Source organism: Photobacterium malacitanum (assembly GCF_900185615.1).
In the GTDB taxonomy this organism is placed as follows: Bacteria; Pseudomonadota; Gammaproteobacteria; order Enterobacterales; family Vibrionaceae; genus Photobacterium; species Photobacterium malacitanum.
In genome coordinates, this window is sequence record NZ_FYAK01000001.1 from 740031 (window position 1) to 758719 (window position 18689).

The 18689-nt window shown below is 38.6% G+C and carries 13 protein-coding genes; 7 read left to right on the forward strand and 6 right to left on the reverse strand.

The features are described from left to right. The first annotated feature begins 321 nt into the window (after positions 1 to 321). The 3 genes from nrdA to yfaE are packed head-to-tail and all read left to right on the forward strand — an operon-like array spanning position 322 to position 4065. Positions 322 to 2589, forward strand: coding sequence for a class 1a ribonucleoside-diphosphate reductase subunit alpha (gene nrdA, locus PMAL9190_RS03270; RefSeq protein ID WP_087843896.1), 2268 nt, complete (start codon positions 322 to 324; stop codon positions 2587 to 2589). A 46-nt stretch (positions 2590 to 2635) separates the two neighbouring features. Continuing rightward, complete coding sequence (gene nrdB, locus PMAL9190_RS03275; RefSeq protein WP_087843897.1) at positions 2636 to 3769, forward strand: class Ia ribonucleoside-diphosphate reductase subunit beta; 1134 nt, start codon at positions 2636 to 2638, stop codon at positions 3767 to 3769. After that, positions 3766 to 4065: a class I ribonucleotide reductase maintenance protein YfaE gene (gene yfaE / locus PMAL9190_RS03280; RefSeq protein ID WP_087843898.1), complete on the forward strand. Its 300-nt coding sequence runs from the start codon at positions 3766 to 3768 to the stop codon at positions 4063 to 4065. The genes nrdB and yfaE overlap by 4 nt, the downstream gene beginning before the upstream one ends. Positions 4066 to 4136: 71 nt before the next feature. Here yfaE and adiA read toward each other — a convergent pair whose 3' ends face one another. The 4 genes from adiA to PMAL9190_RS03300 form a co-directional block, all read right to left on the reverse strand. Beyond that, the gene (gene adiA, locus PMAL9190_RS03285; RefSeq protein WP_087843899.1) at positions 4137 to 6428 is read right to left on the reverse strand and encodes an arginine decarboxylase; all 2292 of its coding nucleotides are present in this window, start codon (positions 6426 to 6428) and stop codon (positions 4137 to 4139) included. Between the two features lie 55 nt (positions 6429 to 6483). Beyond that, positions 6484 to 7806: a putrescine-ornithine antiporter gene (gene potE, locus PMAL9190_RS03290; RefSeq protein WP_087843900.1), complete on the reverse strand. Its 1323-nt coding sequence runs from the start codon at positions 7804 to 7806 to the stop codon at positions 6484 to 6486. A gap of 293 nt (positions 7807 to 8099) precedes the next feature. Beyond that, positions 8100 to 8942 carry an META domain-containing protein gene (locus PMAL9190_RS03295; RefSeq protein ID WP_087843901.1) on the reverse strand — a complete coding sequence of 281 codons (843 nt, stop codon included), beginning with the start codon at positions 8940 to 8942 and terminating at the stop codon, positions 8100 to 8102. Positions 8943 to 9147: 205 nt separating this feature from the next. After that, positions 9148 to 10365, reverse strand: a complete 1218-nt coding sequence (locus PMAL9190_RS03300) for a CinA family nicotinamide mononucleotide deamidase-related protein (protein ID WP_087843902.1) — start codon at positions 10363 to 10365, stop codon at positions 9148 to 9150. A gap of 429 nt (positions 10366 to 10794) precedes the next feature. Between PMAL9190_RS03300 and PMAL9190_RS03305 the strand changes: the two genes are divergently transcribed. Next, the gene (locus PMAL9190_RS03305; protein ID WP_087843903.1) at positions 10795 to 12009 is read left to right on the forward strand and encodes an aromatic amino acid transport family protein; all 1215 of its coding nucleotides are present in this window, start codon (positions 10795 to 10797) and stop codon (positions 12007 to 12009) included. A gap of 189 nt (positions 12010 to 12198) precedes the next feature. Continuing rightward, entirely contained in the window at positions 12199 to 14163 is a 1965-nt protein-coding gene (locus PMAL9190_RS03310) for a putative bifunctional diguanylate cyclase/phosphodiesterase (RefSeq protein ID WP_087843904.1), read from the forward strand. A 45-nt stretch (positions 14164 to 14208) separates the two neighbouring features. On the opposite strand, the gene PMAL9190_RS03315 is transcribed toward PMAL9190_RS03310, so the two are convergent. After that, positions 14209 to 15405 carry a methyltransferase gene (locus PMAL9190_RS03315; protein ID WP_087843905.1) on the reverse strand — a complete coding sequence of 399 codons (1197 nt, stop codon included), beginning with the start codon at positions 15403 to 15405 and terminating at the stop codon, positions 14209 to 14211. Between the two features lie 124 nt (positions 15406 to 15529). Beyond that, positions 15530 to 16504: an HTH-type transcriptional regulator CysB gene (gene cysB, locus PMAL9190_RS03320; RefSeq protein WP_087843906.1), complete on the reverse strand. Its 975-nt coding sequence runs from the start codon at positions 16502 to 16504 to the stop codon at positions 15530 to 15532. A gap of 502 nt (positions 16505 to 17006) precedes the next feature. Here cysB and PMAL9190_RS03325 point away from each other — a divergent pair. Both PMAL9190_RS03325 and miaE read left to right on the forward strand, forming a co-directional pair. Further along, a complete protein-coding gene (locus tag PMAL9190_RS03325) occupies positions 17007 to 17768 on the forward strand; it encodes a DNA repair protein (protein WP_087843907.1) in 762 nt (253 codons plus the stop codon). Between the two features lie 91 nt (positions 17769 to 17859). Continuing rightward, complete coding sequence (gene miaE, locus PMAL9190_RS03330) at positions 17860 to 18657, forward strand: tRNA isopentenyl-2-thiomethyl-A-37 hydroxylase MiaE (protein ID WP_087843908.1); 798 nt, start codon at positions 17860 to 17862, stop codon at positions 18655 to 18657. Positions 18658 to 18689: the final 32 nt, after the last annotated feature.

Genomic DNA, 18689 nt, shown 5'->3' on the forward strand with positions numbered 1-18689 from the left:
AATAAAAATAAATTTTATTTATCTAAAAAAATAACTGAGAAAGCATTGATTTTTACTATCTATTTGATGCTATTCGCTACATCAGTGAGTTGGTACTAACTTTTTTTTTAAATCCCCATGTTATCCACAGCCGCTCAAAAAATACCATCTTGCAAAACCACTCATTCACCACTATCTTGTAAACACTTTCGCTAAACACCCCAACATATAGTGTTTTAGCTAAATAACAGTATTTATAATAAAGATCACATTCTTTGCTAATCTAATAGATAAAGTGCAAAAAAATATCATCTGCAAGGAAAACTGGGAAAATAACAAAAAATGACTCAACAACTAACAGTTACTAAGCGCGACGGCCGTAAAGAACTTATCGATCTCGACAAGATTCACCGTGTTATAGATTGGGCTGCTGAAGGCCTAGAAAATGTATCGGTCTCTCAAGTCGAACTAAAGTCACACATCCAGTTTTATGACGGTATTCGTACTGATGATATTCACGAAACTATCATCAAAGCGGCAGCTGATCTTATTTCAGAAGAAACGCCTGATTACCAATATCTTGCAGCTCGATTGGCAATTTTCCATCTTCGTAAAAAAGCCTATGGTCAATTTGAGCCGCCAACGCTATTTAAGCATGTTAAAAATTTAGTTGCTAAAGGTAAGTATGATAGCCACTTACTAGACGATTACACTGAAGAAGAATTTGCAGTGATGGATACCTTTATCGATCACTGGCGCGACATGAATTTCTCTTATGCTGCGGTTAAACAACTTGAAGGTAAATATCTTGTTCAAAACCGTGTATCAGGTGAAATTTTTGAGAGCGCACAGTTTCTTTACTTATTAATTGCAGCAGCACTATTTAATAAGTACCCGAAAGAGACTCGTCTTGATTACATCAAACGTTTTTATGATGCGTCTTCAACATTTAAAATTTCACTACCAACACCGATCATGTCTGGTGTGCGTACGCCTACACGTCAATTCAGCTCTTGTGTATTGATCGAATGTGACGATAGCCTTGATTCAATCAACGCCACAGCAAGCTCAATTGTACGTTATGTTTCACAACGTGCAGGTATTGGTATCAATGCTGGCCGAATCCGTGCTTTAGGCTCTGAAATTCGTGGTGGTGAAGCCTTCCATACCGGTTGTATTCCATTCTATAAATACTTCCAAACAGCAGTTAAATGTTGTTCTCAAGGCGGTGTTCGCGGTGGTGCAGCAACGTTATTCTACCCGATTTGGCATCGCGAAGTTGAGTCTCTATTAGTACTTAAAAACAACCGTGGTGTAGAAGAAAACCGTGTTCGTCATATGGATTACGGTGTACAAATTAACAAATTAATGTACACCCGTTTAATCAAAGGCCAGAACATCTCATTGTTCTCTCCATCTGATGTTCCTGGACTATATGATGCCTTTTTTGCTGATCAAGTAGAATTTGAACGTCTATATAACTTGTACGAACAAGATGAAAGCATTAAGAAACAATCGATTAAAGCGGTTGACCTATTCTCATTGCTAATGCAAGAACGCGCATCTACTGGTCGTATCTACATTCAAAACGTTGACCACTGTAATACCCACAGCCCATTTGATCCGGCTGTTGCACCGATTCGTCAATCAAACCTATGTCTTGAGATTGCACTACCAACCAAGCCATTGCGTAATGTTGAAGATGAAGATGGTGAAATAGCATTATGTACATTATCTGCATTTAACTTAGGTGCAATTGATACCTTAGATGACTTAGAAGAGCTTGCTGAGCTAACAGTGCGTGCACTTGATGCATTATTAGATTACCAAGATTACCCATTACCTGCAGCTCGCCGTTCAACCATGAACCGTCGAACATTGGGTGTTGGTGTTATCAACTTTGCTTATTACCTTGCTAAGCATGGTGTACGCTATTCTGACGGTAGTGCTAATAACCTTACTCACGAAGCTTTTGAAGCGATTCAATACTACTTATTGAAAGCATCGGTTAATTTGGCAAAAGAACAAGGCCCATGCCCGTTATTTAACGAAACTACTTATGCTCAAGGTATTTTACCAATCGATACTTACAAAAAAGATATCGATAATATCTGTAGTGCAAAATTGCATTACGATTGGGAAACCTTACGCGAAGAGATTAAAACTCACGGTTTGCGTAACTCAACCTTATCTGCATTAATGCCATCAGAAACATCATCACAAATATCAAATGCGACTAATGGTATTGAGCCACCGCGTGGATACGTTTCCGTTAAGGCATCAAAAGATGGTATCCTCAAGCAAGTTGTTCCTGAGTTTGCTAAATACAAAGACAACTACGAGTTACTTTGGAATATTGGCAGCAACGATGGCTACCTACAACTTGTTGGCATTATGCAGAAATTTATTGATCAGGCTATCTCGGCAAATACTAACTACGATCCGAGCAAGCAAGTTGGTGGCAGAGTTCCAATGAAACTGTTACTAAAAGATCTGCTTAATGCTTATAAATTAGGTGTTAAGACACTGTACTACCATAACACTCGAGATGGCGCATCTGATAGCCAAAGCGATCTGAGTGGCGATGACTGTACTAGTTGTAAAATTTAAGCATTCAAAAGGGAGTCTTATGGCTCCCTTGTGATTTGAGGATATCATGGCCTATAGTACTTTTTGTCAAACTAGCAACGACCAACTTAAAGAACCAATGTTTTTTGGTCAATCAGTCAATGTTGCTCGTTATGACCAACAAAAATTTGAAATTTTCGAAAAATTGATTGAAAAGCAATTATCTTTCTTTTGGCGTCCAGAAGAAGTAGATGTCTCTGGTGATCGCATTGATTACAATAATTTACCAGATCATGAAAAGCATATTTTCATCAGTAATTTAAAATATCAAACTCTACTTGATTCCATTCAAGGTCGTAGTCCAAACGTAGCATTGTTGCCTATCGTTTCGCTACCAGAATTAGAAACATGGATTGAAACATGGTCGTTTTCAGAAACGATCCATTCGCGCTCTTATACGCACATTATTCGTAATATCGTTAATGACCCATCACTTATTTTCGATGATATAGTCCGTAACGAACATATTATTAAGCGTGCTGGTGATATTTCTAAATACTATGATGATTTAATCGCAGCAACCAATGATTATCATCGTTATGGTGAAGGTCAACATTCAGCTGATGGAATTGCTTTCACTGTTGATCTGCATGACATCAAAAAGAAACTTTACCTATGCCTAATGTCAGTCAATGCATTAGAGGCGATCCGTTTCTATGTTAGTTTTGCTTGTTCATTTGCTTTTGCTGAGCGTGAGCTAATGGAAGGCAATGCTAAAATCATCAAGCTAATTGCACGTGATGAAGCATTGCACTTAACGGGAACTCAGCATATGTTGAACCTGTTACGTAATGGCCATGATGATCCACAAATGGCAACCATTGCAGCGGAATGTGAAGAAGAGTGCTTCAGTATTTTCAAAGCGGCAGCTGAACAAGAAAAAGAGTGGGCAGAATACCTATTCAAAGATGGCTCAATGATTGGTCTCAATAAAGAAATATTATGCCAATATGTTGAATACATTACTAATTTACGTATGGTTGCAGTAGGTCTACGTCCTGCTTATGACGGCGCAAATCAAAATCCAATTCCATGGATCAACTCGTGGTTATCATCTGATAATGTTCAAGTTGCTCCTCAAGAAGCAGAAATAAGTTCATATCTTGTCGGTCAAATCGACAATGATATTAGTGCTGATGATCTTGGTGATTTTGAATTGTGAGTCAACTAACCTTTACGGTTAATGGTATTAAGGTTTGTGGCAATCGCCATGAACCTTTATTAACCCAACTAGAAAAAGCAGGCATTAAGCCAGAATATCAATGTCGTAATGGCATCTGTGGCGCGTGTCGATGTCAGCTTATCTCAGGCTCAGTTACTCAACAAGATGCTCTCGCTTTTATTGGTCCAAACGAAATCTTAAGCTGTTGTTCTATACCGCAACAAAATATTGAAGTTCATTTTGATTATCAACTTAATACTGCTCTCCCAGCAGCTAAAACTAAAGTAGCTCTTTAATGCTATGTGATTATTTCAATCACGAACAACAATAAAGAGCTATTATGTTTATTTGTCAGGACGGTCACTAACTACTTCACACACATTACGTGATAAATGCCCTCTTCAACTTCAGTCCCTTCCGTTTCATGCTCAAAACCAGGAAACTCTTTATCCCAAATTTCTAAGCTATGTAAATATCCAATCTGAGGACTATTAGCATCGCCAAAATTCTCACCTGACATCAGCATCGGAATACCTGGTGGATAAGGAATAACAGCATTAGCGGCAATACGCCCTTGCAGTTTATTCGATGGCACCATTTCAACGTTGTCAGCCACAATGGCCTCAAAAGCGGCTCGAGGTGTGATCTCAGCCTTAGGTAGCGTTGAGTAAGCAGCATTTAACATTTCTGATGGCGTATGGGTCTTTAGGTAACTAAACATCTTATTACCTAAGTCTTTTAAGCCTAGATCACCATATACATGAGGATAGCTTGCGGCTAAATCAGGTAGAACTGATTTCAGAGGGGTATTATTGTCATAATGGGTTTTAAAACTGAGTAAGGTATTAACTAGCGTTGCCCACTTACCTTTGGTTATTCCCATTGAAAATAAGAACATCACTTGGAAGTCTGTCGTTCGAGTCGGCACAATTCCAAAACGCGTAAGATATTGAGTCACTAAAGCCGCAGGGACACCAGAATCAAGTAACTTACCATCATCTCCCATTCCTGGAGCTAAGATACTGACCTTGATTGGATCAAGCATACACCAATCTTGCGGAATATCATCGAAACCATGCCATTTATCACCGGGCTTCATGATCCAAAAATCTTGATTCGTCGCCAATAATTCAGCAGGGGCATCTTCAAACGCATATTCAATTCCGGTATCGGGATCAACAATAGACTCCGCATTCCATGGTTTAAAGAACCAATCACCATCAGCAACAAACTCACGATGTAAACGTCCCATCGCTTGGCGATAATCAACGGCTTCTTTGATGACTTCATTGGTTAACGACTCACCACGATTACCCGCCATTTGTGACACTGCGATATCATTTGAAACACTGATTGCATATAACGGTGATGTGGTTGCATGCATCATATACGACTGATTAAAGCGTTCAAAATTAATATGATCTTTACCATTACGGACATGAATCCATGACGCTTGAGAAAGTGCATTTAATAATTTATGGGTCGAATGGGTAGCAAATACTGTTGGTCCATCATCAGGCGCATCTTGTGGCTCACCACGCATTGCAAAGTGATCGGTGTAGATAGGATTAAAGCGAGCATAACCATACCATGCTTCATCAAAGTGAATTCGATTACTACTTTCACTTAAAATATCTTGCGCACGTTTAGCGTTATAACATAAACCATCATAGGTACAGTTTGTCACCACAGAATAAGTGGCCATGTTACCTGCTTTATCTTTGGTTAACTCGCTGCTTTCTGCTGATTTTTTCAGCCCTTCCGGTGACATTTGATCGGGATAAATCGGCCCGATAATACCGTAGCGATTACGAGTAGGAACCATATAAACAGGCAATGCCCCAGTTAACATTAACCCCTGCTCAATTGATTTATGACAATTTCGGTCACAAATAGCGAGGGTATTTTCTCTCATACAAATTTGCATGATAGTACGGTTAGCACCAGAAGTACCGGTGACTAATGAATAGGATTTATCAGCACCAAACACTTTTGCGGCGTAATCTTCACTTTCACCAAAAGCACCAGTGTGATCAAGTAATGAGCCTAAAGAGCCACGCTCGATACCCATATCTGAGCGGAAAAGTCCTTCACCGTAATAATTATAGAAACGTTGACCTTCAGGTGTTTTTAGAAAACCGACCCCACCTTGGTGACCTGGTGCTGCCCATGAATATTCATGCACACTGTCATATTTCATCATTGCGTTAGCAAGAGGCGGTAATAACTGCTCACGATAACGTTGCATTGCAGCAATTGCACGGCCAGCCATAAAATCAGAGGTATCTTCTAAAATCCATGCAAACTCACTCACTAATGACATTAAATGACGATCAACGGTTAAGGTCATTTTTTTACGCTCTGCGAGTAAAAAAACAGGTACACCTTGTTGGCGTTGATTCAATTTATCAATCAGAGAAAAAAACATATCATTCTCTTCTTGTTGTTGGCCCGTCATACTTGAGGTCAACATAAAGCAATCAATCGCCATATTAACGTTGAGCATTGAGTAGCAATCATCATAAGTAGATGCTTTGACGACAATAATTGATTCATCTTCAAATTGTTCAACTAATCGGTCGATAGCATTTGCAACTACTCCCGTAGCTTGAGAGTTATCAAAAATTAATACTCTCATATGTTTACCATAATTCAACATATACAATCCTTTAATATCAGACTAGTAATTAATATTTCGCTTACGACAATACAACTCACGATGACACTTTATTATTAATAGCTTCGCGGCTAGCAATAAACCCATAGAAGAAATAACCTAGCAACGTAATAATAGCGCCATAAAATACCGCCTCCTCACCGGTAGAATATGCACCATAAATGCTATATAACACAGCAATTGAACCAACAAATATACCGTTATTATATTCTTTCTTACTCACGTTACTTTGTCTCATAATTATTCCGAGAGCAGTTAACGCTAATACATAAGGCACCATATTAATAAATACAGCTAAGTTTACTAATACATTAAATTGTTTTAATAATGTTGGCGAAATAGTCATAACTGCAAGTAATAATTCAAAGGCTAACATGATCATCATGCCTTTAAATGGCGCATCATATTTATTTACATCACCAAAAACTTTGGGAAATAGGCGCATATCAGCTGCAACTTTTGATACCTGTGCATTGGTAAATTGCCACCCAAGTAGCGAGCCTACACAAGCCATAATCGCCATTGCTGTAATAATTTCTCCCACTAATGGACTAAACATTTGTGCAAATACTAGCCCAAATGGAGAATCAGATTTTGCTAAAATTTCGTTAGGAATAATGCCTTGAATAACCGTTGTTGAGGCTATATACGTCGCCGCTGAAAATATCGTCGCTAACATACATGCAAGCGGAACATTGCGTTTAGGATTTTCAACTGTACCTGAGTTTGCCCCCGCCGACTCAATACCTAAAAATGCCCATAATGTTAATGCCATTCCCGAGTAAATTGCGCTTCCAACTGAGATATCATGGGGGTTCCAAGCTTCTTCAAAAATTTTAGCATCAAACCAAAACCAACCAATAATTGATAATCCAAGTACTGGAATTATAATTCCCCATACAGTGACTGTGGATATTTGTCCGGTTATTTTGGCACCTTTGACGTTGGCAAACATAGTAATAATAAGGATAGAAATAACACCAACAAAGGTATGAATTGGCGTTTCTTTTAACCACGGAATAAAATATTCTAAGTAACCGACACATGAAACAGAAATAGCGACAGCACTAATAACAAGGCACACATAATAAGTATAAGAGGCAATAAAAAAACTGGATTTACCATGTGCTTTTTCAGCGTAGGCGGACATACCACCATCGTCGGTACAATACATACCACATTTAGCAAAAGCATAAGCGATTGCTAATGCTCCTATTGCGGTAACACCCCATGCAAGTAATGCAATTCCTCCTGTTGCAGCTAGACTGGAGGGTAATAATATTATCCCCGATCCCATCATATTAACGGTAACTATGGTCGTTAACCCCATTAGCCCCATTTTGTTACTGTTTCCACTCATAACGTAAACTACCTTATTAATTATTTTAATAACAATAATATTTCGATAAAATTACCTATCACTGTGGTATATCGAAACAAGTATAATTTAAAATTTTAAGGTCGGTTTATTTGTTAATGATATATTTAAATATTCTGACTTATACAGAAAAAAATAACCTTTTTTTTTGCATGTTTTGAATACATAAACTATGTAATAGTTTTTTATTTATCATTCAAAGACTAATAGATATAAAAAAAGCGTATAAAAGAAAAACATCTTTTATTACGCTTTTATTTATTAGTTATTAAAAATTACTTTATTTTAAATGTCGCTATCGTATTAGCGTTATTATCTTTAATACTTAATATATCATTATTAATACTATAACTTGCAAATTCAGGTAATGCAGCCAGGAATGCTTGTTCTAATTCCATCCCTTCCATACACATTTTACGTGTTGATGCTGCTTGCCCAATTGTCAGCGTTGATGCCGTTTTCGCGGTTAATGTACCATGGAAGTTATTACAACCAGAAAAACCACTTACTGTATTTGTTGTTGTATCAAACTGAATAAAAGCATTGTTACCACCAGCACCAGGTTGTACAGTTTGACCTGATAATGTCACTAATTGCCATTGTGGGCCAGCAAGCGTTGGTTGTGCCGCTTGTGGAGCAGTATTTTGAGATGGTGCAACACGATCTAATTTAACTTCTAATGGCTGTTTTGCATCAGCAGCAAACGGATCCATCGCCATTGTAGAAGTCATAATTAACTTATTGTCGACTTTCACTGTTGCACGTACATTGTAACGGTGATTCGCTTTTATTTTATTTGCGTCATAATTTAACGTAACAGGATAAGGAGGTGAGCCAGCAATATCCATTGATTCAGAACTCAATGTGACAGATGGCGCATCAGCAAGAGATACATCTTCAAGCGCAACATTCAGCACCGCACCTGGTGGTAACATACGACGATCTAAATAGATAACACTGACTTCTAATGGTTTCATATTGGCTTGCTCTGCTTTGACAACAGCTGCTGGTTGCTGAGGTGCCTTCACTGTTGCTTCATTATCATTACAGGCTTGTAGCATCAACGCCGATAAGATTACTGATGTCGCTAATACTACTTTTTTTAATTTAAAAGCCATTCTTTTTCCTTAAATTTACATACGCTTATTTGCAGAAATTAGGTTACTTATCTTTACGCAAATCATCATTGGTGTTGGTCTATTTTGGAGCATACCAGCAATGATTAGCCACTAAATTAGTTGAATACTATCACTTATCTTTTCAATAATACAGTATTCAAAATAACAAAAACAGCCATTACACTGTGATTATAAACGTCTTTTATTATAGTACCTCAGTTGCAATACGCTCTAATGACTCATAACAACCAAAGACTTCTTTATCTTGTAAATGGCGGCGTAACATATCAAACATAACCGTTGCTATAATCCAACGTCGATGATAATTATTATATTGACGCTTAAATACCAATTGCTGACACCAGCAGCCATCAGGTGTTGTAAGGCCTAGCATAAACCCACCTTCAGTAGATGACGGCCCGGTTGTTAGCGTATAAGTAGCCGGTGCATGTAAATGTAATCGTTGCGCACGTAATGCAATTAATGTTGATAATTCTTCAGCATCAGCATGATCATCTATGTTATCAGCCATAACTTCACTAATAGCAAGTTTGGTGCTCAATGCTGGCACATCTTGGAGCCAATTAATCGCAAATCCACCCGAGCTTTGCTCTGATAATGCTAACGATGCTTGTTGAGGTAATAAGTTCGCAATCGTATCAAGTAGTGGACATCCGTCACCAACGATGTTATCGCCAAGTAAAGCTTTCATTTGTGATAATAGTGCCGTTACTTGGGTGCCGTCTTGAGGTGCAAATAATTTTATTTCAATAAAAGGCAATGATGAGCGATAACCTAAGCTGTACCCATCAGGCAATATCAGTACTTGAAAAAGATCACTGATACTAGATTCAGACAGCCCATAAGTATAAAGACGGTGGCAAACCTTGCTGTTCACTACCTTAAACATGGTCTGTAGCCGCGGCAAAATCTGACCTTTTACCATGACTTTAAACTCACTCGGTACACCTGGTGTAAAAAATAGCCATGCTCGATTTAATTGCATCATAAATCCACAAGCTGTACCAACAGGATTGTCAATTAATTCAGCACCTTCAGGTAGCATTGCCTGTTTAAGGTTAGCCTCAGGCATTGCTCGCCCAAGTTGCTGATATTTCGCTGTCATTTCAGCAACCCAAGCGTTGGATTGTTCAAGTCCAACATTGGCTGCCATCGCTGCAGATGCCGCTGTCAGATCGTCTGATGTTGGCCCTAAACCACCATTTACGATCACAATATCAGCACTTAAACTGCACATCTCAATTTCTTTAGCCAATGTTTCATAATCATCACCCACCGTTACTCGGCGTGTCATGGCAAAACCTTGCTCAAAAAACAGTGCTGATAACCATGCAGCATTTGTATCAGTAATATCGCCATACAGTACTTCTTCACCGGTGCTGATCATCACTATATTAAGCATGGTTGTTATTCCTTATAAAATCTTGATTACTAAATACAGTTTATGCCTAACCTCAACTCATAGATAGAATATTATGCATTGACTTTATTATCGATTGTTATCATTCCACAACAATAACTTGTAAACAATAATTTACACGATAAAGATAAGTTGACAGTTATAGACTCTATGGTTAATGTAGCCGCTAACAGCTACGCTGAATCCTTGTTAATCTTTTATTTTATCTAGCCAAGAGAGACATAAAGTGCGAAATATTCATCCTTATACAGCCTATCGATAGCCACAGTGGCTCAATCTAGGTGTAAACATTTTAAAACACTTCATCTCGATTATGCCGCTGTGGCCTGCTTTTATATATAGGGAGCGACCACAGGTGTATTTATACCCCCTCCCACGTTACATTTTTTATCCTCAGGGAGTGACATAATCATGTCTTTAAATAAAACATTCGGCAGTATGCTGATCATTGCTGGCACCACTATCGGTGCGGGTATGCTAGCTCTTCCTCTTGCATCAGCAGGATTAGGGTTTACAACTGCAACAATTATTATGATCGCTATTTGGGCATTAATGACCTATACCGCCCTATTAATGCTCGAAGTTCATCAACACGCAGATCCCTCTTCAACCTTAAACACCCTGGCTCACCAATTATTAGGCCGTAAGGGCCAGACCATCGCAACATTAGCGATGTTCTTCTTATTTTACGCATTATGTGCAGCTTACATTGCAGGTGGCGGCAGTCAATTAAGTGAAAAGATCTCTACTTGGACAGGAACAACAATTGCGCCTCAAATAGGAGCCGTAATTTTTACGATTGCTATCGCTAGTGTGGTATCTATCGGCACACACAGTGTTGATATGGTTAATCGAATACTCTTTACTGCAAAGGTTGTGGCACTTGCGATTATGCTTGGCTTATTATTGCCGCATGTGCAAGGGCAACACTTGATTGAAATGCCGATCGAAAAAGGATTAATTCTATCTGCCTTACCGGTTATTTTCACATCTTTTGGTTTTCATGGCAGTATTCCTTCCATTGTTCGTTACATCGGAATTGATATTAAAGCGCTGAAAAAAATTATGATCTTTGGCTCTGCACTGCCATTAATGGTGTACATTTTATGGCAATTAGCTAGCCAAGGAATTATGGGGCAACCACAATTAATGGCAAACACGACCTTAGGCGCATTCATTGGTAGTTTAAGCCAGTTGTTGCATAACCCTATGATCGGCCAATCGGTGTCTATTTTTGCTGATCTCGCATTAGCTACTTCATTCCTTGGTGTAAGCTTGGGGCTATTTGATTTTCTGGCTGATACCCTTAATCGTGGTAATCATCTAGCAGGTCGTGGACAAACAGCTTTAATTACATTTTTACCACCGCTCGCTTTTGCTGTGTTTTACCCACAAGGGTTTATTATGGCACTCGGTTACGCTGCTATTTCATTAGTTATTTTAGCGATATTTTTACCTGTCGCGATGGTTAGAGCACAACGTAAAGCACAACAGGCTGCAAATAATCACTCTGGTTATGTGGTAAAAGGCGGCTCACTGGCGTTAGGTATTGTCTCTATTATTGGCATTATTATTATCGCAGCACAGCTATTACAAATGATCGGAGCAATACCCGCTGTCGGTTAGTAATATCTTTATATAAAAATGCGGTTATAACTCGCCGCATTTTTACCCACAAGCGCGGTTAAATATCCATCATTCATATATAAGAACGTGAACTAATATCACGTCGTTATTATTAATGTATGTTTTACCCATCTTATTTGAGCTATTCTCTTTAAAATTAACACCTTCATAAAAAGTAAGAAGCTGGAGATGGATCCTTTCTCACCTCTACATTATCTTCAAAATCCAATTTGGGTCTTTGATGTTGATAATAAAAAAATCCTATGGGCAAATGATAAATCACTCCCTTTATGGGAAGCTACATCGATTGATGAACTCTTAGAGCGTGATTTAGGTCAGGATATGTCAGCCGCGGCAGGAGCAACGCTACTAGAATACCAACACGCCTTTAAATCAAACAAAACCATTAAAACGTGGTGGTGTTTCAATCCCAAAAAGATCACTAAAAATATGTTGTGTTTATTTTCAGGGATCCCACTTAATGATGGCCGTATAGCAATGTTGGTTGAGGTGATTGCAGATGAATCATCACTTCGTCGCGATCTTGCATTTTCTGATTGTGCAAATTTAGCACTGCTTTTTAATGACGCGGGGCGTTTTATCAGTGCTAACGATGCTTTTGCAAGTCGTTATAGTGATAAATTAAGCGATCTTTCGGAGTTCATTGGTGATACTGATATTGCCCAAAAGTGGCTTGAGGATGCAAAAAAAAATAATCACTTCAAGTGTAGCCGCCTATGTTGGACAGGGCAGCGTCATCATTGGTTTGATATTGAAGCTAAATGGCTAAGCGATAATTCACAGTTATTACTACAACTTGTTAATGTCACCAAAGATAAAGAAAAACTCAATCAAGAAAAATACAATGCTGAACATGATTATCTCACTGGACTAATGAATCGTCGCGGTGTCTCTGCAGCACTGAAAGCTAGCCATCATCATTTATCACACTATAGCCTACTGTTTCTTGACCTAGACGGGTTTAAGCTTGTGAACGATTCTTATGGCCATGCTGCGGGCGATAAGTTACTACGTGCTGTTGCAATAAGACTGTTGAATATCGTCAAAGACAAAGGACTGGTGGCACGTTTTGGTGGTGATGAGTTTATTATTCAAATCGAAAAGCGCAACTACACTACTCTCGCTCATTTTGCTAATCAAATAATAGAAACATTAAATCGACCATTTCATATTAAGGATATTGGCGAACTTTCAATTAGTTGCAGTATCGGCACAGCAAACTATCCAAATGATGCCAATAATTTTGATACCCTCGTCACCCAAGCAGATATGGCGATGCACCGCGCAAAGCAGCGAGGCCGTAATTGTTATTACCCTTTTTTGCAAGAAATGGCTGATGCGCTATATCGTAAAATGACTCTGCGCCATCATTTATCTCAAGCAATTGAAAATAATGATTTTGAGCTATATTACCAACCGATTATTGATTTAAACACACAACAACTTAAAGGTTTTGAAGCACTGATCCGTTGGTACGATGAATCGTTAGGGCAGGTTTCACCAGCTGAATTTATTCCATTAGCTGAAGAAACGGGACAGATTGTACCGCTGGGATTATGGATTTTGCACAGTGCTTGCCAACAGTTAGCCTATTGGACTCAGCATTATCAGCAATCGTTTATTATCAGTATCAATTTATCACGTGCTCAATTACAGCCTACTTTAGCGCAAACCATTGAGCAGATGATCCTGCAATACAATATAAACCCATCATTACTTGCATTAGAAATTACAGAATCAGCTATGCTCCAAGATTACTGTGAAACTAAACCGTGTTTAGATGCGCTTGCAGCAATGGGTATTGAGTTATATTTAGATGATTTTGGTACTGGTTATTCATCGCTATCACAATTACATGATTTACCAATCAGTACGGTTAAACTTGATCAAAGCTTTGTACAAGGTGAGCACACCAGCAGCAAAGTTATTATTGAAGCAACTAAAGCTATTTGCGAAAAATTGAATTTAAAAATTGTCGCTGAAGGCGTTGAAACCCGTGCACAACTTGATTATATCAACCAATGTGGTTTTGATTATTGTCAGGGCTATTTCTTTAGTAAACCAATGCCAGTTGATGAACTTGAGCTTAAATATTTTCATCCCAAATTAGTTGATATATTAGCTTTATCATAGAACCCTTTCCCTATCAGTAATGATAGGGAAGCATTCATTATTAAACTACAAATCGCCACGTTCAGCATGAATCAATAAATTACGCGGAGTGATTGGCTTATCACAAAAAGAGCCGATCACAACGTTGTAGCCTTGCTCCTCCAGAAAACAAGCGCGATCAAGTACCAGCCACATTTCCAATGGTCGACGAAATAATTGTCGAACAAGCTCCATTCTTTCGGTAATAGCAAATCGCTGCTCACCTTGACGTTGCCAGTATTCATAATCAATATTTGAAGGTAGATCGATACCTTTTTTTGCAGCAGCCCAGTGGCAGAATGCTTCAAAACCTTGGGTTAGTAAGGCTTTTTGCACATTCGGTACCGCTAGATAAGTATCGGTTTGGTTGAGATCTCTTTGTAATAAATCAAACCCTAACCGAAAACTCACCTCGACAAATCGTAGCTGTCTTACTCGATTCCCCGCCGTAACCGTTTCTTGTAACGGCAACCGTAAATCATGTTTCGATAATACTAATGGACTTGTTTTTGCTGCCACTGACATTGGGTGATAATGCGGTTGACGAATTAAATGGTAACAGCAAGGTGAAATACTCACTGCTGCCCCTTTTTTAGCTACGACCCGCTGCAACAATGAAACGTGTAAATCTCCACAAGCATGCAACGCGACAGCATGTTGCTGTCGAACAATAGCGGCATCACTCTCAATACTAAATGCATCAGCATGAACAAAATTTATATCTAACTGTAATTGTTTCGCAGCTTGTTCGCCATCAATACATAATTGCTGTTGCCATTCAAGACTTGTAACTGGTTGCTGGTGGGATACTGCAAGTACGCGTCCAAGATAACCTTTGCCAGCGCACCACTCTAACCACGGTAAGCCTAAGCGCGGTAACACCTCATTGAAAGCCGTAATTTGTTGCCACTTTCTTCCCGGAATACCACTATCAAAACCTTGTGGCACTAATTGTTTTGTTCGTGCTAATGGTGATATTTCAGCTGCAATTTGCGTTAACTGTTCGGCATCGTCAATCCATGGCAGTAATGCTGCTGTTAATGCCTTGATATCCTGGCTTAATAATTGTAGTTGGCTGTCATCTATACGCATGAGCCATTGACAAAATTGTGGGTTTTGCTGCCAAACAAATCCACGCTCCGCAAAAGGCATAAACTGCCAAAATTGACAGTTTTTCACCAGCAATGCATCAAGACGATGAAAAAGCTCAACGTAGTTAGACATAAACAACCATTACTCACCAAAAAATTGGAGGATAGTGTATACCAAGCTCACGTATGAGACATTAACCAAATAAAAAAACCGCTATCACTAGCGGTTTATATTGTATCTACACTACTATTTATGGCTATCTAACCGGCAAATCCATTGATGCAAACATCTCATTTATTTCTGCTGCACTTTTTAAGCCAATCGCTTGGTCGACCACATTACGCGTAAGATGCGGTGCAAAACGCTCCATAAAGTCATACATATAGGAGCGTAAAAACGTACCTTTCTTAAAGCCTATCATTGTCGTACTTGATGCAAAAATATGGCTTGCATCAATGGCGACTAAATCATGATCAGCATCAGCATCAATTGCCATACTTGCAATCACACCAACACCTATCCCCAAACGAACATAGGTTTTAATCACATCGGCATCTGTCGCTGTAAAAACAATCCTTGGCGTTAATCCGGAACGATTAAAGGCACTATCTAACTCAGAACGACCAGTAAAACCAAACACATAAGTGACCAATGAATATGCTGCTAAATCATGGATAGTTATTGTTTCTTTTGTCGCAAGCGGATGATCTTTGCGTACTACAATGGAACGATTCCAATAATAACAAGGCAACATAATCATATCTTGGTATAGGTGCAATGCTTCAGTTGCTATTGCAAAATCAGAATTACCTTTACCTACAGCATCTGCAATTTGCGCTGGCGTTCCTTGATGCATGTGCAGTGAGACTTTCGGAAAACGATGTGTAAAACCTTGAATAACTTGCGGCAATGCATAACGCACTTGTGTATGAGTCGTCGCAATATTCAACGTTCCCATCTCTGGATGAGTGTGCTCACCTGCAACCGCTTTAATGCTTTCAACTCGCGATAATATATCTCGCGATATGCGTACAATTTCTTCACCAGCAGCGGTTACTTTGGTTAAATGTTTACCACTACGTTCAAATATTTGAATGCCCAGTTCATCTTCCAATAACCGTACTTGTTTACTAATACCAGGTTGAGAGGTATATAAACTCTCTGCCGTCGATGACACATTGAGGTTATGATTTACGACCTCAACGATATAGCGTAATTGTTGTAATTTCATGGTCTCGCCCAATCAATAATCCGTTACCTTTCACACTGATCCATAAACTCATCCACTGATTTTTATTTCAAAGCATGATCGTGCAACCATGTAATAAATATTTTATATATTGAATTAGCCCCGTTTCATAGTTTTTATTTACTTTTAGTCATAAAAAACGCCATTCAACCACCATATAGGTATAAGGCCATGTACTAATTACACACAAAAATTAGAGACTCAAGCATATTAAATAGAATACTAATAAAGAGGAAAAGTAAGAATGTCTGTAATTTACACTGTTATCCTAGGGTTTTTATTCTTTTAAAATAGCATTACATGTGTGCTCAAATTCTGTATCTTGAAGTAATACCAGAATAAAAACAAAGCATTTTATTTAAAAAACCACATCTTTCTCTATAGCATTATTAAGTTAGCATTTTTTACTAACAAACTACCACTAAACAACGAGATAGTGTATCTTTCATAGTTATATATTAACCATAAAAGATAGTAAAATTTTATGAGTATCCCTCTTGTTATTGGTTTAATCAGTCTTCTACTCATTTTAATTATTGGTTACAACGTAATCATCCAATATCGTCAGCGACTAGAAAGTGCGAAACAACAAGAATTGGCTAAGCAAGTTGCCATTATTGACGCTACAGAGGAACTCATAAGTAATGCCAGTCACTTACCTTACAGTAAAGAATTATTAGTCTGTCTGAACAAACGTATTCTTTATGCACTAGAAAGCATTGCTGAAATCGATACTAAAGATAGAACATTAAAACAACGTATTCAGCATGTTAGTGAACAATTAACCTATTTAGAAACCCATTTTGATCAAACTACTGTGGTGCCGTTTCAAGTACCAAACTCTGATCGACAAGCAATTGGCATGTTACAACTAGTTAAACGCTTAAAAATCGTTTTAAAAGGAGAGCATGGTAAAGGTCGTATCGCAACCCAGGCTTATGTGCTAGAAAATACTCGTCTAGACAACATGCAACTGCGCATCAATATTGAAAACGTGGTTAAGCGGGCAAATGATGCACGTCTAAAACGCCAATTTGGTACCGCTAAACAACTACTCAAAAAAGGCATCGATGTTTTATCATCTCGTAGTGATAACTACGCCACCAAAGCTCAGCAAAAACTACAATATATGTTGAATGAAATCGATAATAATATGAGTGTAAGTAGCGAACAAGAACGCCAACAATTACTTGATAAAGATAACGATGAATTAGATGTGTTATTCCAACCAAAGCGAAAATGGTGATCTGATTCACTTTGGCTTAAAATAAGCCAACGACAAAGGTCGCAATTGCGGCCTTTTTTTATGCCTTCAATAACAATAAAAAGAACATCCCATGGATAATACTCAGCAAATGATTAATGCGCTACTTCAACCGATTAATCAGTTTCTTCAATGTCAAACTCCTGATGCCTGGATTGAAGAAGCACGTAAACCAGAAAATCTCACCGCGTTATTAGTCGATCACTGTAATTGTGAGTTAAAAGCCAGTCAGACCGCAATGTTTATGGTGCGGAAATATGCCGTTGATAAATCCAGTGGTGCAGCATTGATGGCGTGGGCAAAGCCTTATGAAGATTTTGTTTATGGCGGACATACACGTTCAACCGTGGATTTCCACAGTAAGAAAAATGGTTTACTGGCACCATTAACACCACGCAGTGATTTTGCTCATGGACCAGAACTGATAGATAAAATGGTGCGCTTAATTAAAGAAGAATTCCATCATTTTGAGCAGGTGCTTGAGATCATGGATAAACGTGAGATTGCGTACCATAACCTTCATGCTGGACGTTATGCTAAAGGCTTAATGAAAGCTGTTCGCACCCATGAGCCTGCAACCTTAATTGATAAGCTCATTGTCGGTGCCTACATTGAAGCACGTTCTTGTGAACGATTCGCTAAACTGGCGCCCTATTTAGATCCTGAGTTACGCAAATTTTATATTTCGCTATTGCGTTCAGAAGCACGCCATTATCAAGATTATCTAACACTTGCAGAAAAAATTGCGGGTGAAAGTATTGCTGATCGTATTCGTATTATTGGTGCGAAAGAAGCAGAATTAATTCTAACCCCCGATGATACTTTCCGTTTTCACAGTGGCGTTCCTGCTACGGCTGTTGGTAATGCTTAAACCAAACATTTACTCATGCCATAACAGCAACT